Source organism: Clostridium sp. TJA020 (assembly GCF_058310295.1).
The window spans coordinates 435,897-459,561 of record NZ_JBZEFC010000001.1; the positions used below are offsets into that span (position 1 = coordinate 435,897).

Consider the following 23,665-nt stretch of genomic DNA (forward strand, 5'->3'; position numbering starts at 1 on the left):
ATTTATAGAATTAGCGACAAATTACACTTTATTTCTTTATAATTTACAAATATAATATACTTGTACACTTTATAATTGGAGGTAAACTTAATGTACACTTATAAAACAACTGGTGTTTGTTCAACTGAAATACACATTGATGTAGAAAATAATACAATAAAAACTGTTGAATTTGTTAGAGGATGTCCTGGAAATCTTTTTGGAATTTCTAAATTAGTAGAAGGTATGAATATTGATGATGCTATATCAAAACTTGAAGGTATAAAATGTGGCAATAAAGATACATCATGTCCTGATCAATTATCAAAGGCATTAAAAGAATATAAAAATAAAAAGTAAGCTTATTTAGCTTACTTTTTATTTATTATTTATTATTTTCCTCATATCTCCTATCATATAAAGAGAGCCAGTAACTAAAATCAAATCATTTTCTTTAGCATCTTTTAAAATTTCCTCTAATCCTTCATTATAATCTTCAAAACTTAATACATTTTTATTTACCATTTTTATATGTTCTCTTAGTTCACTAGCAAGTTCAGCTCTGTCACTATGTGGAGTTAATGCAATTACTTTTTTACTTAATGGAACTATCTCCTTTATCATATCATCAACTTGCTTATCACTTAAAATACCAATTAATAAATACATATCATCATAATCAAAATATTCTAGTATATTTTTTTTAAGCATTTTTATTCCTTGTATATTATGAGCCCCATCTATAACAATAAGAGGATTTTCTCTTAGTACTTCTAATCTACCTATCCATTTAGCATTAAATACACCTTTTTCAATATTATTAATATTAAAATCTTCTATTTTAGATAAAACTTCAACTGCATTTATAGCTACATTACAATTTAATACTTGATGCTCTCCTAAAAGTCTAAGCTTTAATTTATAATCTTTTTTTAATCCTTTCACTTCTATATTCTGATAAAATTTTTCTTTATTTATGCTTATTAATTTAGAATTTTTTTCGTTTACTATATAAACTTTTGAATTTTTTTCTTTTGCTATTTTTAAAATCTCTTTTTTAACGGATTCTTTTTGAGGATATAATATTAAAGGAACATTATTCTTTATAATTCCTCCCTTTTCCCCTGCTATTTCTTCAATAGTATTTCCTAATAAATTTGTATGATCTAATCCAATTGAAGTTATAACAGTTAAAATTGGACTTACTACATTAGTAGAATCAAGCCTTCCACCAAGACCAACTTCTATTACTGCATAATCAACTTTATTTTTATAAAAATACTCAAACATTACACAAGTTATTATTTCAAATTCTGTTGGATGGCTGTACCCTTCTTCAATAACTTTATCTACTGCTTCTTTTACAGTTTCTACAAAGATTGCTAAATCTTCCTTTTTAATATTTTCTTTATTTATTTGAATTCTTTCTTCAAATTCCTCCAAAAATGGTGAAGTATACATTCCTACTTTAAATCCTTCTTCAATTAATATAGAATTAATAATAGATGTAGTAGACCCCTTACCATTTGTTCCTGCTATATGTATACATTTCATTTTTTTATGCGGATTTCCCAAAATCTCTAAAATTCTTTCAGTTCTTTCAAGACCATAATTTGATCCAAAATTGCCTACTTCTTTTATATAATCCATTGCTTGTTTATAATTCATCCATCTTCTCCTGTTAATTTTATTAATAATTATAATAATATTTTATAATTAAAAGTTAATACTACAATTATATTATATTTTTCTAAATTTATCTAATAAATGACGTTTTATCATTTACATTAAATTGTTTTTTTGATATCATAAAAATAGTCGGATTAATATTTATTATTTAATAAAAAGTATTGTTAGTAAGAGGTGTTCAAAGTGAAAAATGTTGAGATTAAAAAAGACATCTACTGGGTAGGTGCATTAGATCCAGGTTTAAGAGTATTTGATATTATTATGTATACTCCATATGGAACAACTTATAATTCATATGTTGTTAAAGGAAATGAAAAAGTTGCTTTATTTGAAACTGTAAAAGAAAAATGTTTTGATGAATATTTAAAGACTCTTGAAACTTTAGATATAAAACCATCTGACATAGATTATATAGTAGTTGATCATACTGAACCAGATCATGCAGGATCAGTTGGTAAAATACTTGAGCTTGCTCCACATGCAAAAGTCGTTGGTTCAATGCAAGCAATTTCTTTCTTAAAAGAAATTATAAATAGAGATTTTGACCATATAGTCGTTAGAGATGGTGATACTTTATCTCTTGGAAATAAAACATTAAAGTTCATTTCTGCACCATTTTTACATTGGCCAGATTCAATGTACACTTATGTAGTTGAAGATAAAGTCTTAATGACTTGCGATTCATTCGGAAGCCACTACTCATGTGAAGAAGTATTTAACGATTTACTTCCTAACAAAGATCATTATTATGATGCATTAAGATATTATTATGATTGTATATTCGGACCATATAAGCAATTCGTATTAAAAGCTATCGATAAAATAAAAGACTTAGATATTGATATTATTTGTCCAGGACATGGACCTGTGCTTAGAGATAATCCATGGGAAATAGTTAAAACTTATAAAGAATGGAGTACTCCTGTAAAACCTAATATAAACGGAGACAAAAAAGTTACTATTTGTTATGTTTCAGCATATGGATATACTAAGGAATTAGCAAATCACATTGCTGAAGGTATTAAAAAAGATCATAATGTTGAAGTTAAAATGTACGATGTTATAGAACATGAAACAGCAGAAATACTTAAAGATATAGAAGAATCAGATGGTATATTATTCGGTTCTCCAACTATAGTAAATGAATTACTTCCACCAATTAGAATATTACTTGCAAACTTAAACCCTATTATTCATGGTGGTAAATTTGCTGCAGCATTTGGTTCATATGGCTGGAGTGGTGAAGCTGTTCCAAGAATAGAACACAGATTAGAAGAATTAAAAATGAAATTAGTAAATCCAGGATTAAAAGTTAGATTTAGAGCTTCAGAAAAACAAATTCAAGAAGCTATAAACTTTGGTAATAGTTTCTCTAAATCTATGTTTGGCGAAATTGATCTAAAAGCCATTGATCACGGAAAATGTGATGTTAAATAATATTTTAGATTAAAAAAGAGGCATTAGCCTCTTTTTTATTTAAATTTATATTTTCTATGAAAAAACGCTGGTAATTAAATTACCAGCGTTATAATAATTAAATTATTTTAATGTATCAATTCTGCCTTTAACAGCTTCTAACATTTCAACATATTTAACTCTCTTTTCTTTTTCACCAAGAACTACTTTTTCAGGAGCTTTAGCTACAAATCCTTCATTTGAAAGTTTTTTATCTATTCTTTCAATTTCTCCTTCTAATTTCTTAAGTTCTTTATTTAATCTTTCAAGTTCCTTTTCTCTATCAACTAAATCAAGAAGTGGCATAAATAATTCTCCACCTTTAACAACTAATGATACAGCATTTTCTGGAACTTCATTTTTGCTTTCTATAAATGAAACATTTGATGCTGATGCTAACTTCTCAATATAAGCAGCTCCATTTTTAAATGCATCTTTAGCTTCATCTGATATATAACATATAACATTTGCTTTTCTTGAAGGCTTAACATTCATTTCAGCTCTTAAATTTCTTAAGTTTTTAATAGCTTCTATTATAAATGCCATATCATTCTCGGCTTTTTTATCATTTAATTCTTCTTTATATTCTGGCCAATTAGATAAAGTTATTGTTTCTTCTTTATCATTTAAATGCGTAAATATTTCTTCTGTTATAAAAGGCATTACAGGATGAAGTAATTTAAGTCCTGATTCTAAAACATTAAATAATACATTATAAACTATACCTTTCGCCTTTTCATCTTCTCCATATAATACAGGTTTCACAAGCTCAATATACCAGTCACAGAATTCATTCCACATGAAATCATAAATTTTTTGAAGAGCTATTCCAAGCTCAAATTTATCCATATTTTCTGTAACTTCTTTAATTAAAGTATTTAAGTTTGAAAGTATCCATCTATCAGCTAAACTATATTCATTTGAATCTTTATATTTATCCATTAATTCTCTATCTAAATTCATCATTACAAATCTTGAAGCATTCCAAATTTTATTTGCAAAGTTTCTTGCTGATTCAACTCTTTCTGGATAATATCTTATATCATTTCCTGGTGCATTACCAGTAACTAACATAAATCTTAAAGCATCTGCTCCATAAGTATCGATAACTTCAAGTGGATCTACTCCATTACCTAATGATTTACTCATTTTTCTTCCTTCTGAGTCCCTTATTATTCCATGAATTAATACATTTTCAAATGGAGTTTCTCCCATATTATGTATTCCACTAAATATCATTCTAGCAACCCAGAAGAATATAATATCATATCCTGTAACTAATGTATTAGTTGGATAGAAATATTCTAAATCATCTGTTTTATTTGGCCAACCAAGTGTTGAGAAAGGCCATAGCGCTGAACTAAACCAAGTATCTAAAACATCTGTTTCCTGTTCTAAATTACTGCTCTTACAAGCTTCACATGTTGTTACTTCTGATTCACTTACGTTTATATGTCCGCAATCATTACAGTACCACACTGGTATTCTATGTCCCCACCATAACTGTCTTGATATACACCAATCTTGTATATTTTCCATCCAGTTAAAGTATGTTTTATCAAATCTTTCTGGAACAAATTTTGTTTTTCCATTTTTAACAACTTCTATAGCTGGTTCTGCTAAAGATTCCATTTTTACATACCATTGTTTTGATATTATTGGTTCTATTACTGTACCACATCTATCATGTGTTCCTACATTATGGCTATGGTCTTTAACTTTAACTAATAGTCCAAGTTCTTCTAAATCTTTAACTATTGCCTTTCTAGCTTCATATCTTTCAAGACCTTCATATTTTCCACCCTTTTCATTTATGAATCCTTTATCATCCATAACTCTTATTTCAGGAAGTCCATGTCTTTTACCTACTTCAAAATCATTTGGATCATGAGCTGGAGTTATTTTTACTGCACCTGTACCAAACTCTAAATCTACATACTCATCTGCAACTATTTGAATTTCTCTATTTACTAATGGAAGTATTAAAGTTTCTCCAATAAGATGCTTAAATCTTTCATCATTTGGATTAACTGCAACTGCTGTATCTCCAAGTAATGTTTCTGGTCTTGTTGTTGCTATTTCTAAAAATCCTTCTCCATTTTTAAGAGGATAATTTATATGCCAAAAATGTCCTGCTTTTTCTTCATATTCAATTTCTGCATCTGAAAGAGCAGTTTGACACTTAGGACACCAATTTGTTATTCTATTTCCTTGATATATAAGTCCTTCATTATAAAGTTTAACAAATACATGCTTAACAGCTTTATTTAAATTTTCATCCATAGTAAATGCTTCTCTAGTAAAGTCTGCTGAACAACCCATTTTTTTAAGTTGAGTTCTTATTCTCTCTCTATATTCATCTGTCCACTCCCAAACTTTTTCTAGGAAAGCTTCTCTTCCCATTTCTTTTTTCTTTAAGCCTTGCTTAAGCAATTCATTTTCAACTTTAACTTCTGTAGCTATTGAAGCGTGATCTTCTCCTGGAAGCCATAAAGTTTCAAATCCTTGCATTCTTTTAAATCTTATAAGCATATCTTGAAGTGTATTATCAAGCGCATGACCTAAGTGTAATTTACCAGTTATATTTGGTGGAGGCATAATAATGGAATATGGCTTTTTATTTTTATCTACTTTTGGAGTAAAATATTTTTTTTCTTCCCAAGTTTTATAAATTCTATCTTCAAATTCTTTTGGATTATACGTTGTCTCAATATTTCTTATATCTGACATTACAATCTCCTCCTTTAATAAATTTCTAAAAATTATTTATATTTAAGTATAATTACTATTTTTATAATTTTATATAAAGATAAATTTTTTTGCTTTTTTATAAAATAAAAAAAGAGCCTTCATCCTAAAAGGACGAAAGCTCGTGGTACCACCTTTATTCTTATAATAACTAAATATTTATTATAAGCACTTAATTCAATTAACGATTATTTTAAAACCGTCTTTAGTTACTACTATTTCACTAAAGAAGCTCCAAAGCTACCTTCAAAATATTCAGTATAAAGGGCTCTCACCTAATCCCTTTTCTCTTTGATACTTAATAAATTTACTCCTCTTTTTCTAAGCCTTTAATATATGATTTTCGTATATATATGTTATAGTAATATTTGTTTTTTGTCAAATATTTAATTTATTTTTTATTACTATCCTCTTTCATCTTTTTAAATGCAACTGAAAGCATTAATTTTATTCTATTTACTTGATTTACAACTGATGCACCTGGATCATAATCTACAGCAACTATATTAGCATTTTTATATCTTTTTTTAAGTGCTTTCATCATACCTTTTCCTGTTACATGATTTGGTAAACAAGCAAATGGTTGCATACAAACTATGTTATCAGCACCACTTTTTATAAGTTCTATCATTTCAGCTGTTAAAAACCAACCTTCTCCAGTTTGATTTCCAAGTGAAAGTATTTGTGAAGCCATCTTACCTAAATCTCTTATATTTTTAGGTGCTTCAAATCTTTCACTTTTTTCTAGAGCTTCATTCATTGATTTTCTATAACTATTCATGTATTTCATTGCTAAATTGGATAGGTTCTTTGACATCTTACTAAATGCTAAATAATCAGCTTTAAATTCACTATCGTAAGCTGAATAAAAGAAGAAATCTAAAAGATCTGGAACAACAGCTTCTGCTCCTTCACTTTCTAAAAGACTTACTATATCATTATTAGCTGTTGGATGATATTTTACTAATATTTCACCAACTACACCAACTCTAGGTTTTTTAATATCTAATAATTCTAACTCATCAAATTCTTTTATTATATTTTTAACATTTTTATTAAATTCTCTCTTGCTTCCATTTCTAACATTTTCTTTAGCAATTTTTTCCCATTTTTTATGAAGTTCATTTGCTGAACCTTTAACTTTTTCATATGGTCTAGTTCTATATAAAACTCTCATAAAAAGATCTCCATAAATAAGCGCCATTAAAGCTCTTCTTATAAGTCTTATAGTTATTTTAAACCCTGGTTGCTTTTCAAGCCCAACTGCATTTAATGAAAGTATAGGTACATTATTAAATCCAGCATTTTTCATAGCTAACTTCAAAAATCCTATGTAATTTGTTGCCCTACATCCACCACCTGTTTGAGATATTATAACAGATGTATTATTTAAATCATATTTTCCTGATTTTAAAGCCTTTATTATTTGTCCAATTACAATTATTGATGGATAACATGCATCATTATTCACATATTTTAAACCTTCTTCAACTGCACCTGGATCTGTTGATGGTAATATTTCAAGGTTATATCCAGAAGCTCTAACTGCCTCTTGTAAAATATCAAAATGTATTGGAGACATTTGTGGGCATAATATTGTATGTTTTTTCTTCATTTCTTTAGTAAATGTAGGATTTTTATATTCTATATCCTCTGTTACTGGACTATAATTATTTCTATCTCTTTCTTCAATAGCAGCTTTTAGTGATCTAATTCTTATTTTTGCAGCTCCTAAATTATTTCCTTCATCTATTTTTAATACAGTATATATCTTACCTTTTTCTTGAAGAATTTCATTTACTTGATCTGTTGTTACAGCATCTAATCCACATCCAAAAGAATTAAGTTGAATCATTTCTAACACTCTTGAATCTCTAACATATGCTGCTGCTCTATATAGTCTTCCATGATAAGTCCATTGATCAACTACTCTTAAAGGAGCATTTAATTCACCTAAATCACAAATGCTATCTTCTGTTAATACTGCCATCCCAAATGAAGTTATAACATCTGGTATTCCATGATTTATTTCTGGATCTATATGATAAGGTCTTCCTGTAAGAACTATACCTTTTTTATTATTTTTTTCAAGATATTCAATAACTTCTTTTCCCTTATTTTTTATATCAGCTCTATATTTATCTCTTTCTACATAAGCTTTTCTAACTGCATCTTTTGCTTCATTTAATGTTATTTTAAAGTCTTTAAACTCTTCAACTATTCTTTTAACCAATACTTTTTCATTATCTAATGAGAAAAATGGTGCAATATATTTTATATTTTTTTCTTCTAATATATCCATATTATTTTTAATTACTTCTGGATATGAAGTTACCATAGGACAATTGTAATGGTTAGTTGAATCACTAAACTCTTTTTTCTCATATGGTATACATGGATAAAATATTGTATCCACTCCAGCTTCTATTAAACTCATTATATGACCATGCACAAGCTTTGCTGGATAACAAGCTGATTCTGATGGTATCGTATCTATACCTTTTTCATATAATTTTTTTGAAGAAACAGGTGATGCTATCACTCTAAATCCAAGCTCTGTAAATAAAGTAAACCATAAAGGATAATTTTCATACATATTTAAAACTCTTGGTATACCAATAGTTCCTCTTTGGGCTTCTTCTTTCTTTAATGGTTTATATCCAAACGTTCTTTTAAATTTATATTTATAAAGATTTGGGACTTCATCTTTTTTTATGTGAATTCCAAGTGGTCTTTCACACCTATTACCTGATATAAATTTTTCATCTGTAGAAAATGTATTTTCAGTTAACAAGCAATTATTTCCGCATAAACCGCATCTTCTAAATTCAGATGTCATTTTAAATCCTTTTATATCTTCTTTTTTAAGTAAGCTAGATTCTTCACCTTCTACATATCTTTCTTTTGATATAAGAGCTGCTCCAAAAGCACCCATAAGTCCTGCTATATCTGGTCTTATAACTTCTCTACCTGATATCTTCTCAAAGCTTCTTAAAACTGCATCATTATAAAAAGTTCCGCCTTGAACTATTATTTTTTCTCCCATTTCTTTTTCGTCTCTAATTTTTATAACTTTATATAATGCATTTTTTATTACTGAATATGAAAGCCCTGCTGATATATCACCAACACTTGCACCTTCTTTTTGTGATTGCTTAACTCTCGAATTCATAAATACAGTACATCTTGAACCAAGATCTACAGGAGAAGTTGAAAATAATGCTTCTTTTGCAAAATCTTTAACTTCCATACCTAAAGATTTTCCAAATGTCTCTATAAAGGAACCACATCCTGATGAACAAGCTTCGTTAAGTAATATACTATCTATTACTCCGCCTTTTATTCTTAAACACTTCATGTCTTGTCCACCTATATCAAGTATAAAATCAACTCCAGGTAAAAAGTATTCAGCTGCTTTATAATGGGCTATTGTTTCTATTTCTCCAAGATCCATATGAAGTGCAGATTTTATTAAAGCCTCTCCATATCCTGTAACAGTACTTTTTGCAATTTTAACCCCTTCTGGTAATTTGCTATATAAATCATTCATTATTTCTATAATAGTTTTTAATGGATTACCCTCATTACTACCATAAAATGAATATATTATTTTTCTATCTTCATTTATTAATACAACCTTTGTAGTAGTCGAACCAGCATCTATACCTAAAAATACATTCCCTCTAGTATTTTCTAAATTTCCTCTTTTAGCTTTAGCTTTATCATGTCTTTCTTTAAACTTTTCAAACTCTTCTTTATTTTCAAATAATGCTGGTAATCTTTCTATATTATCATCTTTTGCATCACTAATATTTTTAGTTTTATCAACTAATTCTTTAAAGGATATACATTCTTGTTCTTCTGATAAAAGTGCAGCTCCCATTGCTACAAATAACTGTGAGTTATCTGGAAATATAATTTCATCTTCTTTTAATTGTAATGTTTCTATAAACCTTTTTCTAAGCTCTGATAAGAAATAAAGTGGCCCTCCTAAAAATGCCACATTTCCCTTTATAGGCTTACCACACGCAAGTCCACCAATTGTTTGATTTACAACAGCTTGTAACACTGAAGCTGCGATATCTTCTTTTTTAGCACCTTCATTTATTAATGGCTGTACGTCTGTTTTAGCAAAAACACCACATCTTGATGCAATTGGATATATAATTGTATGTCCTTTTGCAAGTTCATTTAATCCTTGTGCATCTGTATTTAAAAGAGCTGCCATTTGATCTATAAATGCACCTGTTCCACCTGCACAAGTACCATTCATTCTTTGTTCTATCCCATCTCTTAAATATGTTATTTTTGCATCTTCTCCTCCAAGTTCAATTGCAACATCTGTTTCTTTTATAACTTTTTCTATAGTTTCTGTACAAGCTATAACTTCTTGCACAAAGTTTACTCCAAGCCACTCTGATAATGATAATCCTCCTGAACCTGTTATAGTTACAGTAATTTTTCTATCTCCAATTTTTTCATAACATTCTTTAATTAATTGTATAATTGTATTTTTTATATCTGAAAAATGTCTTCTATACTCTGAAAAGACTATTTCATTATTAGTATTTAAAACTACTATTTTTACAGTAGTTGATCCTACATCCAACCCCATTTTATAATTATTCATTAATTACACCTACTTATCCATTTTAAATAAAACACTTATATATGTATTATATATTAACTAATTGTCAAATCAATAATAATTATATTATCACATTATTATTTATCAAAAATTTAAGGTTAAGTTAAATCTTTATTAAAATTTCAGTATATATTTGGTAAGTTTCGTATATAATATTAAAACTATGTATATAATGTAAATGTTTAATACTTTTATTCATTCACTTTTAAAAAAATAAATTTTAATTTGTTAATTTTTTTTAAATTTAAGGAGGAATATATGAATTATTTTAGCGAAGCTAATAGATTATATAATACAAAAGATTATGAAAAAGCTATAGAATTTTATCAAAAAGCTGTTGAATATAATGAAAATGAAGCATGTTCTTACTATAATTCAGGTGTTTGCTTTATAAAGCTTAAAAACTACGATAATGCTATATCTATGTTAAAAAAAGCAATAACTTTACAAAGGGATAGTAAGTATTTTTTTAATCTTGGATACTGTTATGCAATGAAAAATGAAAATAATAAAGCCTTAATATATTTCAATGTATCTTGGTCTTTAGACAACAAAGATAAAGATTGTGAAAAGGCTATTGATTTAATATTATCTAAACATAAAAAAAGTTAGAATGAGATAAACACTCCTTCTAACTTTACCACTCTCCAGCAATGCTCTTACTTTTATGATCATTATTAAAATATTTATTATCAAAGTAATTTCCTGCTGAATAAAATGTTGGATCTACATTAATCCACTTTCCTTCATTACTTAAATATACTTGATTCCATGCATGATTTATGTATTCATGTCCATTATAAGCTTTACCAATTATCATTCTAACCCTTATATTATTAGCCCTACACATCGCTACAAAAAGACATGCATAATCAAAACATATTCCTTTCCTTTCATTAAAGGCAACTATAGCTCCACTACTATTTAAACTACTATTTTGAATATTTTCTGCCTTTTCAAAATCATACTTTATATTACTTCCAATCCATTTATAAAGCTCTCTAGCCTTTTCTCTATCTGTTTTTAAGCCTTTTGTTATTTTTATAGCCTTACTATCTATAAAATTGTTAGATTCTATCCCCTCATCTAAAGTTACACCATTATAATAAATTATTGTTTTTAATGAATTATCTTCAAATAATCCATTTTTTATTTTATCTACAGTTTTATTATCAATAGAAGATGCTATTTTACTATAAATATTTAGTTTATCAAAAAAATTTATTTCAAATTTTTTATTAACTAATCCATTATAAAAGATTATTCCTATTAAGAGGCTTATAACTATTAAAAAACCTCTTAAAATACCAAGAAAGGAACTTAATGTTATAAGTAATGCTTTTTGAGAATTTGAATTTCCATTAAATTCAAAATTAAAAAACATTCTATCTATAAAATTTAATATAAAATATATAATACACTTTATAGTCCAAAATATTATTATAAATCCTATTAATCTAAATAATACTAACAAACTTTTCCCACTATAAATATTAGATAAAATTATACTTACTCTCTCGTAAAAATAATTATAAAAATAAAATATTATAAAAAAGCTTAAAATACTTGATGAACTTCCTATTATAGAATTTTTCACATAAAAAAGACTTTTATTTAAAAATGAATCCTTTATACTTTTTAATGTAATCATAAAAATTATAGTAAAAATAACTAATTCAGGTAGAGTAAAATTCATATTATTCTCCCTTGTATTGTAAATAAATTTTAGACACAACATTTCGTGCTACTTCATATTCATATCCTCTTCCTAACATATATCTTATAAGCTTATTTTTTATTTTGAAATCATCCTCCTCTCTTTTACATATTGATAAATATTTTTTTTCGCATATTAAAAGTGCTCTCTCTTCTTCATCATTTCTATCTAACTCTTCTAATACTTCATCTACTAAATATTTATTAACACCTTTTTGTATTAATGCATATTTAATTTTATTTCTTCCTTGAGTTCTTATTCTATCTTTAACATACATCTTAGTAAACTTTAAATCATCAATAAAAGTGTACTCTTTTAAAAAATTTATTGTTTTTTCAACAGTTTCTTCATCGAATTCTTTATTTAAAAGTTTATCTCTAATCTCTTTCTCTGTTTTATAACTTCTTTCTATAGTTTTTAAAGCACTATCTTTACATTTAGATAAATTTTCAACCTTTGCAATTTCTGTAAGTTTTTCTTTATCTACTTCTTCATTTACCTTAAGATTAAATCTATATACAAGTTCCATATATATTGCAAAAGCAAATTCTTCATCTATATAAATATTTACTCTCTCTTTATTTCTTTTACACTGTTCTATTTTTGTTATCTTGCTCAAAATTTCACCTTATTTCTCTCTTCTTAAAATATGAATTGTTGGATTTTTAAGAACTTTTTTGGAAACCTCATAAATTTCATTCTTTTCTATATTATTTATTCTATCCATATCATCAACAAATTCTAGTAAATTTTCATTTTCAAGTTCTTGATGAAGTATATAATTACAAAGGTCTGCTGAATCTTCAAGTGTACTTATAACTGCTGTTTTATGAACCTTTTTCATAATATTTAAATCTCTATCTGTAAACTTTATTTTGTTATTTAATATTGAAGATATAACACCATCTATAGCTTCTTTTGCTTCTTCTACATCTTCATCACCTACTGAAGTATATATATATAATGATTTATAATCTTTATTTATATCTAAATGTGTAAATATATCATAAGCTAATCCTCTATTTTCTCTAACCTCTCTAAAAAGCAGTGAATTAGCACTTTCTCCAAGTCTATGATTTAGTATTCTAAGTGGAAGTTCATCATCTTTTTTAAGGTTATCAAAAGTATATAAGTATACTATTGTACTTTGTTCAATTTCGTTTTTATAACTTGTAACTTCTTCATTTTTATTTTTTTCTGATATTACTTCTTTTTTTCTAGTTTCTTTCATTTTCCAATTAGAAAAGGATTCTTTTATTATATTTAATGCTTCATTATGTTCAAAAGAAGATACCATTACAATAACAGAATTATTAGGTCTATAATTTTCTTTATAATATTTATATAAATCTTCCCTATTAAATCTATTTACATTTTCTTCGAAACCTATAACATCAAATTTTAAATAACTTTTATCAAATGCTACTTCACTTGTTTTTTTAAAGCTTAAATCCTCTATATCATCTTTGCTAGTTCTTATTTCAGCAAGTATTACACTTCTTTCTTTTTCTATTTCATCTTCTGGAAAATTTGAATTTATAATCATATCACCAAGTAAAATAGTAGCATTTTTAATTTCATCTTCTAAGCAACTTATAGTGTATACTGTTGATGCATAATCAGTATATGCATTATATTCTCCTCCTAAATATTCTAATTCTTCATTTAATTCTTCATTTGATCTAGAGCTTGTACCTTTAAACAACATATGTTCTATAAAATGACTTATTCCTTTTTCATCCATTCTTTCATACATTGCCCCAATATTTACTCCAATATTTATTGATGCTATCTTTGTATCTTTTTTTACTGTTATTACTTTTAATCCGTTTTCTAATACTTTTTTATTTATATCGAAATTTAATTTAATCATATCCATCTCCTATTTGTAATTTAATTACAACCTTTAATATAATATGTTTTCATAAATAATACAACATAAACCTTGTGAAACCCTTCAAATATTTTTATATTTGTATATAATGTAATTAGGTTAAATAAAATGGAGGGTTAATATTATGAAAAAATCAATACTTATTGTAGAGGACGAAATAAGAATTAGATTTTTAATTAGAGATTATTTCATAAATGAAAATTTTAATGTATACGAAGCTGAAGATGGTGAAAAAGGTATTGAAGTATTTTCTAAAGAAAAAATTGATTTAATAATTTTAGATATAATGATGCCTAAAATGGATGGAATATCTTTTTTAAAGAAAATCCGTTCTGTATCATCAGTTCCTGTTATACTTCTTACAGCTAAAAGTGAAGAAGATGATAAGTTACAAGGTTATGAAGTTGGTGCTGATGATTATATGACAAAACCATTTAGCCCTAAAGTATTAGTTGCAAAAAGTAAGGCTTTATTAAAAAGAACTAGAACAGATATAGACTCTAGTTCACAAGATTTTAATGGACTTACTATAAATAAAATGTCTCATGAAGTTAAAGTAAATGAAACTGAAATATCCCTATCTCCAAAAGAATATGAACTATTATTATATTTAATATCTAATGAAGGAATTGCACTTTCTAGAGACACAATTTTAGATAACGTATGGGGAATAGATTACTATGGAGATATACGTACTGTTGATACAAATATAAAAAGGCTTCGTGAAAAACTTTTAGATAAAGCAAATTATATAGTTACAGTTCGTGGTAGTGGATATAAGTTTGAGGTAAAGTAATGAAAGAAACTTTATCAAAAAAATTATTTATAATAACAGCTTCATTTTTAGTTTCTTTTATGGCTTTAAGTTTAATTTTTCAAACCTTTATATTTGAAGACTTTTATGAGCAAAAAAAAATCAAAGATTTAACTTACGAAATTGAAAACTTTTCTAAGGCAAATTCTTTTCAATTAAATAATTTGCCAGGCCTTTATAAAGCACTAAAAAACTTTGAAAATACAAACAATGCAAAAATCGCAATATTTTCAGTAGATGGAAGCTTAAGATATATATCTAATAATTTAGAAAATGATAAAGATGATATAAAAATACTTAGTGATTTTTGTTCTACTTTGATAAATAACAAAGATATTTTATTTAAACTTCTAGCAAGTAATAAACCAATATCAACTATATTTTCAACTGATAATAGTCAAATTAAAAACATAGGCGTTGCCTCATCAATGTCTTTAAATTATAAGCATGACTCTATAGTGCTTGCTGTATCATCAATTCAACCAATAATAGAAGCTGGTAATGTTATAAGTGAATTTTATATTTATGTATTTATCGGAATAATGTTTATTGCTTTAATTATTTCATTAATTTTTGCAAAATTAGTTACTAATCCATTAAAAAAGATTAATCATGTAGCTACAAAATTATCTAATATGGATTTTTCTGAAAAGTGTACTAATATAAGTGATGACGAAATTGGTAATTTAGGAAAAACACTAAATTTCTTATCTGAAAATTTACAAAAATCATTAAATGATTTAAAAATGCAAAATAAAAAACTTGAAAAAGATATTGAAAAAGAAAGACAACTAGATATTATGAGAAAAGATTTCGTTGCTAATGTAAGCCATGAATTAAAAACACCTATAGGTATAATAGAAGGATATGCAGAAGGTATTAAAGATGGTATTGTTACTGGTGATGATTTAAAACTTTATCTTGAAACAATAATAGATGAATCTAAAAAAATGGGAAAATTAGTTGCTAATATGCTAGAGCTTTCAAAACTTGAATCAGGAGTTATAAAATCTAATTTTGAAATATTTAATATAAATAGACTTATTAATAAAGTTGTAAAAACACTTAAACATGAATGTATAGAAAATGGACTTTCTATAGAATTCAATCCTAAAACTGATTATTCATATGTTAAAGCTGATATTTTTCAAATGGAACAAGTTTTAACTAATATTATTACCAACGCTATAAAATATACAAGTGAAAATAATTCAATATATGTATCTATAGAGGACTTTGATGAAAATAACTTTAAAATTTCTGTATTAAATACAGGTTCATCAATACCAGAAGGAGAAAATATAAATTTATTTGATAAATTTTTTAAAGTAGATAAATCAAGAAATAGAAAAGATAATAGTACTGGACTTGGTCTTGCTATAGTAAAAAATATATTAGATCTTCATAATTCAAAATATAGTATTAAAAATGTTAAACTTGGAGTTTTGTTTGAATTTACACTAAAAAAAGCTGAACAAAGTGAAATGGAGGAATGATGTTTAAATCATTCCTCCATCTATTCTAATTACTTGTCCTGTTATATATGATGAATCTTCAGAGCATAAAAATAAAACACACTTTGCAACTTCATTTCCTTCTCCAAATCTTCCCATTGGTATTTCATTTTCTAGTTCTTCCTTATCTTCATTAGTTAAAAAAGCATTCATACTTGTATTTATAACTCCTGGAGCTATAGCATTTACTCTTATATTAGATGGCGCCATTTCTTTTGCTAAAGCCCTAGTAAATAAATTAATTCCACCTTTTGATGTAGAATATATAACTTCACAAGAAGCCCCCACATCTCCCCACATAGATGAAATATTTATTATACTTCCCCCATTATTAAGCATATACTTAAGTCCATGCTTTGATATATACATAGCTCCTAAAAGATTAGTTCTAATAAGATTATCTATGTCCTCTTTAGTTGAATCCATAAATAACCCTATATTGCTTCTTCCCGCATTATTTACTATAATATCTAATCTTCCAAAAGTCTTAACTGTTTCATCAACTAATTTTTTTGAATCTTCGTAATCTCCAACATCAGCCTTAATTTTTATTGCGAAATTACCATTACTTTTTATTATATTTAATGTGTCACAAGCTCCATCTTCATCTTTTGAATAATTTATAACAACACTTGCTCCACTTTTTGCAAGTTCTATTGCAATATCTCTCCCAATACCTCTTGAAGCTCCTGTTACTATTGCAACCTTTCCCAATAATTTCATTTAATTTACTCCTTATTACATTCTTTTAATACTCTTATTATGTTCTTATAAAATACCTTTTCTATTTCATCATCAGTAAACCTTTCTTTTTTAAGAGCATAATAAAGCTTGTTCATTTCACTAGTATCTTTAATCTCTACTTCATTTTCTATTCCATCAAAATCACTTCCTAAAGATAATACATCTATTCCTCCAACATTTTTTATATGTGTTGCATGTTTTACTAAGTCATCTATCTTTGTTATTTTGCTTTCTCCTACAAAATCACTACAGAAGTTTAGTCCCATAACTCCACCTTTTTCTGATAATTTTTTAATCATATCATCAGTTAAATTTCTAGGATGATTTTTAATTTCTCTTGCATTAGAGTGAGTTGCTATAAATGGCTTTTTACAAATTCTTAAAAGATCATAAAATCCACCATCTGACAAATGTGATGCATCTGGAATTATATTATACTTTTCCATTTCCTTTACTATTTCTATTCCTTTATCTTTAAGACCTTTATCTTTAAATTTAAAATTGTAGTTTGGATATCCAATAGTGTTTTCATAATTCCAAGTTAATGTTATTATTTTGATTCCAAGATCTGAAACTTTAGACACATTATTTATATCCCCTTCTAAAACTTCTCCCTCTTCTATTGATAGAATTGCACCTATCTTTGAATCATTTTCTATAGAATCTAATCTTTTTATATCTTTTATTACTTCTATTTTATCCTTGTTTTTATTTATTTCTTTCATAAAATTATTATACATTTTATGAAATTCCTCAAAAGGACTTCTTTTTATTTCTTCTAAATCTATAAAAAACGCAAATATTTGTGAAAGTGCCCCACCTTTTTTTAATTTATCTAATGTTACTTTACATATACTATCTTTAAGTTCTAGATTTTCATTTAACATTCTATATGCAGTATCGCAATGTAAATCTATATATTTCATAAGCTATTCCCCCAATCACAGATAAACTTTATTACTAATAATTATATTATAACTTTTAGTTATTAACAAAATTTAAATAACTATCTAACCTTTCAGGTCCTTCTAGAAAACTTCTTTTTATGTAAAGATTGTTATCTTTACTAATATCTATATTCCATTTAACTAAAGCTATAAGCCCTTTATTTATTTCTATTGATGTTATACTATGTGGAAGTACACAAGAACCATCATTAAAATAAGTTCCTTCTCCAACCTTAGGAAATCTCACTCTATGAGTATGTCCACATATAAGTATTATTTTATTTTCACTTGCCCAATCATTTAGGTCTTTATCTATTTTATTTCCTTTTTTATAACTGCTTGCTGGACTATTAGGAGCTTTAAAACCAAAAAATCCTTCCATAACTCTCCAAAAATATCTTACTAAAAATCTACTAAAAAAAGCTAATTCATTATTCATAATATCAAGTTGATGTCCATGAACTACTAATCCTTTTTTATTATAAGGCTTAAAATTTATTACTAATCCTTCATAAAACTTAGTTTTGGATATAAGATTAATAAAATCTTCTCCAAAATTCCCTCCAATTTTTTGAAATTTTTTTCTTTGCTGTTCTTTAAAATCTTTTTTACTTTTAATTTTATCATGATTTCCATATATCATATAAAGTCTATTATCACTGTTAAATCTATTATATATGCTAAACACATCTTTATAATTATATGCTATATCTTTGCAATCTTTATTTTTCCAAAGCTCATCTCCATCTCCAACTTCAATTAATGTATATCCTTCTTTATAATAATAATTTATAGCCGCTAAATATATATTTTTATTTCCTACTAGAGAATCTGATGTTCCAGCATCCCCTCTATGAACATCACTAATAAAAACTATTTTAGAATTTATACTAATATCTAAAGTTTCGCATTTTTTTAATATTCTTTTTAAGTCCCTCTTTCCCATAATACATCCTACTTAAATTATTTTATAATATATTATATTATCAGTGTTTCCTAAAAAATTAAGCGAGTAGAAAAATCTACTCGCTTAATTTTTATTAAATATACATTCTATGTTTAGAGCTTAATTTCTTAACTCTATTAATTAATTCTTCATCACCATAAACTTTTTTATTTATAGCATCATTTATAATTGATGCTATTTCTTTCATATCTTCTTCTTTATATCCTCTTGTAGTTACAGCAGCAGTTCCTATTCTAACTCCTGATGTTACAAAAGGACTTCTTGTTTCATTCGGAACTGTATTTTTATTTAAAGTTACTCCTATTGAATCTAAAAGTTTTTCAGCATCTTTACCTGTTAAATCTTTATTAGTTAAATCAACTAATATTAAATGATTATCTGTTCCTCCTGATACTAATTTGAAACCATACTTAACAAGTTCTTCTGCTAATACATTACAATTTTTAACTACTTGCTCTATATACTCTTTAAAACTAGGTTCTAAAGCTTCTTTAAAGCATACAGCTTTTGCTGCTATTATATGCATTAAAGGTCCACCTTGCATTCCTGGGAATATATTTTTATCTAATTCTTTAGCATATTTTTCTTTACAAAGTATAAGACCTCCCCTTGGTCCTCTTAAGGTTTTATGTGTAGTTGATGTAACAAAATCAGCATAAGGTACAGGTGACATATGTAGTCCTGCTGCAACAAGCCCTGCTATATGTGCCATATCAACCATAAAATATGCTCCAACTTCATCACAAATCTCTCTAAACTTTTTAAAATCTATTTCTCTTGAATAAGCACTAGCTCCAGCAACTATAAGTTTTGGTTTATTCTCTAATGCTATTTGTCTTACATTTTCATAATCAATTACTTCTGTTTCTTTATCTACTCCATATGATATAAAGTTAAATAATCTTCCTGAAAAATTTACAGGTGAACCATGAGTTAAATGCCCTCCATGACTTAGATCCATTCCTAAAACAGTATCTCCTGGCTTAAGTACTGAAAAATACACAGCCATATTAGCTTGTGAGCCTGAATGAGGTTGAACATTAGCATGCTCTGCATTAAATAATTTTTTAGCCCTATCTCTTGCTATATCTTCTACTTTATCAACTATATGACAGCCTCCATAATATCTTTTGTCTGGATAACCCTCGGCATATTTGTTAGTAAGATATGATCCCATAGCTTCCATTACTGCTTCACTTGTAAAATTTTCTGATGCAATAAGTTCTATTCCTTCTTCCTGTCTTTCAACTTCTTCCATTATTAATTCATAAATATCATTATCTTCTTCTTTAATTTTTTCAAAGTTCATTATAACACCCCAATTTTATTTATTTTTATTAGATTATACGGTTCTTCTTTAATTTTTTCAACATATTTTTAATAAATTTATAAGTATATATAATAAATATCACATTTTATTAATTATATATACAATATTTATTTTATATATTTATGCTATAATTTATTTATAAATTTACACAAGGAGTGATTATATTGAACGTAAATAAATTGCTTCATCTATCTACATATGCAGGTATTGTTATGCTTCAAAGTGGTGCTGAAATATATAGAGTTGAAGAAACTATTTGTAGAATTTGTAAATCCTATGAAATTGATGAAGCTAATAGCTTTGTTACTCCTACTGGAATAATGGTGTCTATTTGCTATAAAAATCAAACTTACTCTATAGTAAAAAGAGTAACTATACGAGGAGTAGATTTACATAAAATCGAAAGGATAAATGACTTATCAAGAAGAATTGCAAGTACTAAACCTCCTCTTGATAAAATTGAAGCTGAATTAAAAGATATAGATAATACTGAAAGATATTCTTTATTATCAACTTTATTTTTTTCTGGTATAGCAGCAGGATTTTTTTCAATACTTTTTGGTGGAAACTTAAAAGACTTAATTGCATCTTTTTTTATAGGTGCATTTATTAAATATCTTTCAATGATATTCACTAAAATGTCAATTAACGACTTTTTTATAAATACTATTTGTGCTGCAGCTTCTGCCGCTTTTGCAATATTATTTTTACACTTAGGATTTATAGATAATATTGATGAAACTATAATAGGTGCAATAATGATACTAGTTCCAGGACTTGCTATTACAAATGCAATAAGAGATACAATAGCTGGAGATTATTTAGGTGGAATTATAAAAGCTAGTGAAGCTTTTTTAGTTGCTATTGCAATTGCTGTTGGTACAGGTGGCGTAATAAGTTTCTGGCTTAAGATATTAGGAGGTATATAATAATATGACTATATTTATTCAAACACTTTGTTCTTTTATTGCTACTATTGGTTTTGCTGTAATATTTAATATTCATGGTAAAAATCTAATTTTTGCTGGTATAGGCGGTGGAATAAGTTGGTTTGTTTATAGTTTATGCTTAAAAATTCACTTTTCTCAAACCACATCTTTTTTTATATCTGCTGTTATTTTTAGTATTTATTCTGAAATACTAGCTAGAAAATTAAAAACTCCTGTTACAACATTAGTAGTTTGTGCATTAATCCCTTTAGTTCCTGGATCTGGAATGTATTATACAATGTATGAAGCTGTAACTGGAAATATCATTCATTCAATAGAATTAGGATTAAATACTTTATCAAGTGCAGGAGCTTTAGCTCTTGGAGTTATATTTGTCTCTACAATTACTAGACAGTATTATTTAGTTAAAAATAAAAGATATAAAAAAAAGATTGAGAAAATTTAATTCTCAATCTTTCACTTTTTATTTTAATATTAATAAAATTACTCACTATATAAAACAAATATATACTTTACTATTAGCTTTTTATAATTTCATTTATTAATTATGAATAATTTCCTTCAAATTTATTATTCATAATTACAATATAATATTGTTTTTATAACTTTTTTACTTCTTCTTTATTTTATATATTTGAAATTATTATTTCATCTAGAATACCTTTAGTACTTTCAATAGCTTATTTAATAAAATTTGTATTATCTTTAAATATAATACAACCACTTATAAAGATATCTTTCATAATAATTCTTTTTATAATATAAAATCCTTCATATTATTTATATTATCTTTTTTTACCTTTAATTATCTTATAATTATAAAATTCTAATTTTATATATTCAAATAAATATTTTTGTATTAATTAAATATTTATTTGATAACTATTAATTTATTTATAAACTAAAAGACTAGCCTTTAAATTTAAAGGCTAATCTTTAATTAATTAATTTCAACTTTATTTTTATGATAATTATATATATAAAAAGGAACGCCTATAAGCATTAATATAAATCCCCACATTACAGTTTCTGCACCTGAACCATATATTGTCCAAATTGAATATATAAATGCTAATAATGGAACTATAGCTTTTTTTATGAAAATTCCAAAATTAAATTCTTTTGTTCCTTTAAACATAAGCATTATTTCTGCCGCTGCTGTTAAAAGATATATTGGTAAAAATGAAAGTGTTGCAAGTATTGTTATAAATGTAAATGCTGATACCATACTCTTTTGATAATTCATTATTAAAAGTATATTTACTAAAATTGATCCAACTATTAAAGCATTTGCTGGAGTTCCATACTTAGGATGAAGTTTTCCAAAGAATTTAGGAAAAACTCCGTCTTCTCCTGCCGCAAAAGCTACACGTGCTGTTGATAAAAGCCATCCAATGGTTGTACCTAAAATACATATTACAACTGCAATAGTAATTGGCTTACCAATTGAACTACCTAATATTCTAGTTAATATATCAGTTAAAGGTGCTTGACTATTTGCAAGTTCTGAATTTGGCATAGCACCCATACTAGCTACACTTATTAACATATATATAACAGATGCTATAATCATTCCATAAATTGTACTCTTTCTTACATTTTTCTCTGGATTTTTAATTTCCCCAGCTGTAACAGTTGCACTTTCAAGACCTACAAAAGCCCAAAGCGTTGATGTTGCTGCAAGTGATATTGTAGAAAGTCCCTTTCCTTGAGGAAGTAATGGCATTATATTTACAGTATCAAAATTAATTAATGCTACTATTATGAATATAGCAAAAAATGCAATCTTAAATACTGTAGCTACCGTTTGAATCTTTCCTGCTTTTTTTACTCCAATTATATTTATAATTGTAAAGAACCAAAGTATGGCACTTGTATAAATTATAGAGATAAGTGGATCTCTTAAAGCTGGTATAACTGCTGCACTATAACTTGAAAGTGCTACTATTATTGCTGCATTTCCTATCCATGAACCATTCCAATATAACCATGCACTTAAAAATCCTGCAAATTCTCCAAAAGCAATCTTAGTGTATTGATATGCCCCTCCAGTTGAAGGATATTTAGATCCTAAGTTAGCAAATGACATTGCAATAAGTATTGATCCTGCAGATGTTAATATCCATGCAATTATTGTTGCAAGTGGTCCTGAAAGCTGTGCAAGTGTTGCTGGAAGCATAAACACACCTGATCCTATCATATTACCACACACAAGCATAGTTGCCATGAAAAGACTAATTTCCTTTTTTAAATTTCTCTCTTCCATTTA

18 protein-coding genes and 1 other annotated feature are annotated in these 23,665 nt (G+C 26.6%); of the genes, 7 read left to right on the top strand and 11 right to left on the bottom strand.

Features of this window, described 5'->3' with window-relative positions:
* The first annotated feature begins 90 nt into the window (after positions 1–90).
* Complete coding sequence (locus AC4FQ1_RS02430) at positions 91–339, top strand: TIGR03905 family TSCPD domain-containing protein (protein WP_303127509.1); 249 nt, start codon at positions 91–93, stop codon at positions 337–339.
* An 18-nt stretch (positions 340–357) separates the two neighbouring features.
* Here AC4FQ1_RS02430 and AC4FQ1_RS02435 read toward each other — a convergent pair whose 3' ends face one another.
* Positions 358–1,647 (bottom strand): bifunctional folylpolyglutamate synthase/dihydrofolate synthase, encoded by a 1,290-nt coding sequence (locus AC4FQ1_RS02435; RefSeq protein ID WP_491168842.1) that lies wholly within the window; start codon positions 1,645–1,647, stop codon positions 358–360.
* A gap of 204 nt (positions 1,648–1,851) precedes the next feature.
* On the opposite strand from AC4FQ1_RS02435, the gene AC4FQ1_RS02440 reads away from it, so the two are divergent.
* Positions 1,852–3,105, top strand: a complete 1,254-nt coding sequence (locus tag AC4FQ1_RS02440; RefSeq protein ID WP_303127512.1) for an FprA family A-type flavoprotein — start codon at positions 1,852–1,854, stop codon at positions 3,103–3,105.
* 102 nt (positions 3,106–3,207) lie between these two features.
* Here AC4FQ1_RS02440 and AC4FQ1_RS02445 read toward each other — a convergent pair whose 3' ends face one another.
* Entirely contained in the window at positions 3,208–5,853 is a 2,646-nt protein-coding gene (locus tag AC4FQ1_RS02445) for a valine--tRNA ligase (RefSeq protein WP_491168843.1), read from the bottom strand.
* A gap of 125 nt (positions 5,854–5,978) precedes the next feature.
* Positions 5,979–6,204: a binding site (T-box leader), on the bottom strand.
* 58 nt (positions 6,205–6,262) lie between these two features.
* On the bottom strand, positions 6,263–10,501 hold the full coding sequence (locus AC4FQ1_RS02450; RefSeq protein WP_491168844.1) for an acyl-CoA dehydratase activase-related protein: 4,239 nt from the start codon (positions 10,499–10,501) through the stop codon (positions 6,263–6,265).
* A gap of 276 nt (positions 10,502–10,777) precedes the next feature.
* Between AC4FQ1_RS02450 and AC4FQ1_RS02455 the strand changes: the two genes are divergently transcribed.
* On the top strand, positions 10,778–11,131 hold the full coding sequence (locus AC4FQ1_RS02455) for a tetratricopeptide repeat protein (RefSeq protein WP_303127520.1): 354 nt from the start codon (positions 10,778–10,780) through the stop codon (positions 11,129–11,131).
* A gap of 25 nt (positions 11,132–11,156) precedes the next feature.
* Here AC4FQ1_RS02455 and AC4FQ1_RS02460 read toward each other — a convergent pair whose 3' ends face one another.
* The 3 genes from AC4FQ1_RS02460 to AC4FQ1_RS02470 are packed head-to-tail and all read right to left on the bottom strand — an operon-like array spanning position 11,157 to position 14,109.
* Positions 11,157–12,215 (bottom strand): transglutaminase-like domain-containing protein, encoded by a 1,059-nt coding sequence (locus tag AC4FQ1_RS02460; protein WP_491168845.1) that lies wholly within the window; start codon positions 12,213–12,215, stop codon positions 11,157–11,159.
* A gap of 1 nt (position 12,216) precedes the next feature.
* A complete protein-coding gene (gene recX, locus AC4FQ1_RS02465; protein ID WP_491168846.1) occupies positions 12,217–12,855 on the bottom strand; it encodes a recombination regulator RecX in 639 nt (212 codons plus the stop codon).
* Between the two features lie 9 nt (positions 12,856–12,864).
* Positions 12,865–14,109 carry a M16 family metallopeptidase gene (locus AC4FQ1_RS02470; protein WP_491168847.1) on the bottom strand — a complete coding sequence of 415 codons (1,245 nt, stop codon included), beginning with the start codon at positions 14,107–14,109 and terminating at the stop codon, positions 12,865–12,867.
* A 145-nt stretch (positions 14,110–14,254) separates the two neighbouring features.
* On the opposite strand from AC4FQ1_RS02470, the gene AC4FQ1_RS02475 reads away from it, so the two are divergent.
* The gene (locus tag AC4FQ1_RS02475) at positions 14,255–14,926 is read left to right on the top strand and encodes a response regulator transcription factor (RefSeq protein WP_303127530.1); all 672 of its coding nucleotides are present in this window, start codon (positions 14,255–14,257) and stop codon (positions 14,924–14,926) included.
* Positions 14,926–16,440: a sensor histidine kinase gene (locus AC4FQ1_RS02480; protein ID WP_491168848.1), complete on the top strand. Its 1,515-nt coding sequence runs from the start codon at positions 14,926–14,928 to the stop codon at positions 16,438–16,440. Before AC4FQ1_RS02475 ends, AC4FQ1_RS02480 begins: the two co-directional genes overlap by 1 nt.
* A gap of 3 nt (positions 16,441–16,443) precedes the next feature.
* Here the strand turns inward: AC4FQ1_RS02480 and ymfI are convergent, their stop codons facing one another.
* The 4 genes from ymfI to glyA form a co-directional block, all read right to left on the bottom strand.
* On the bottom strand, positions 16,444–17,181 hold the full coding sequence (ymfI, locus tag AC4FQ1_RS02485) for an elongation factor P 5-aminopentanone reductase (RefSeq protein ID WP_303127534.1): 738 nt from the start codon (positions 17,179–17,181) through the stop codon (positions 16,444–16,446).
* A gap of 5 nt (positions 17,182–17,186) precedes the next feature.
* Complete coding sequence (locus AC4FQ1_RS02490) at positions 17,187–18,128, bottom strand: dipeptidase (protein WP_491168849.1); 942 nt, start codon at positions 18,126–18,128, stop codon at positions 17,187–17,189.
* Positions 18,129–18,183: 55 nt separating this feature from the next.
* Positions 18,184–19,095, bottom strand: a complete 912-nt coding sequence (locus tag AC4FQ1_RS02495; RefSeq protein WP_491168850.1) for a metallophosphoesterase — start codon at positions 19,093–19,095, stop codon at positions 18,184–18,186.
* Between the two features lie 94 nt (positions 19,096–19,189).
* Positions 19,190–20,425, bottom strand: a complete 1,236-nt coding sequence (gene glyA, locus AC4FQ1_RS02500; RefSeq protein ID WP_303127541.1) for a serine hydroxymethyltransferase — start codon at positions 20,423–20,425, stop codon at positions 19,190–19,192.
* 185 nt (positions 20,426–20,610) lie between these two features.
* Here glyA and AC4FQ1_RS02505 point away from each other — a divergent pair, with 185 nt between their 5' ends.
* The gene (locus AC4FQ1_RS02505; protein ID WP_491168851.1) at positions 20,611–21,375 is read left to right on the top strand and encodes a threonine/serine exporter family protein; all 765 of its coding nucleotides are present in this window, start codon (positions 20,611–20,613) and stop codon (positions 21,373–21,375) included.
* A 4-nt stretch (positions 21,376–21,379) separates the two neighbouring features.
* Entirely contained in the window at positions 21,380–21,841 is a 462-nt protein-coding gene (locus AC4FQ1_RS02510; protein ID WP_303127545.1) for a threonine/serine exporter family protein, read from the top strand.
* Positions 21,842–22,336: 495 nt separating this feature from the next.
* Here the strand turns inward: AC4FQ1_RS02510 and AC4FQ1_RS02515 are convergent, their stop codons facing one another.
* A complete protein-coding gene (locus AC4FQ1_RS02515) occupies positions 22,337–23,662 on the bottom strand; it encodes an APC family permease (RefSeq protein WP_303127547.1) in 1,326 nt (441 codons plus the stop codon).
* Positions 23,663–23,665: the final 3 nt, after the last annotated feature.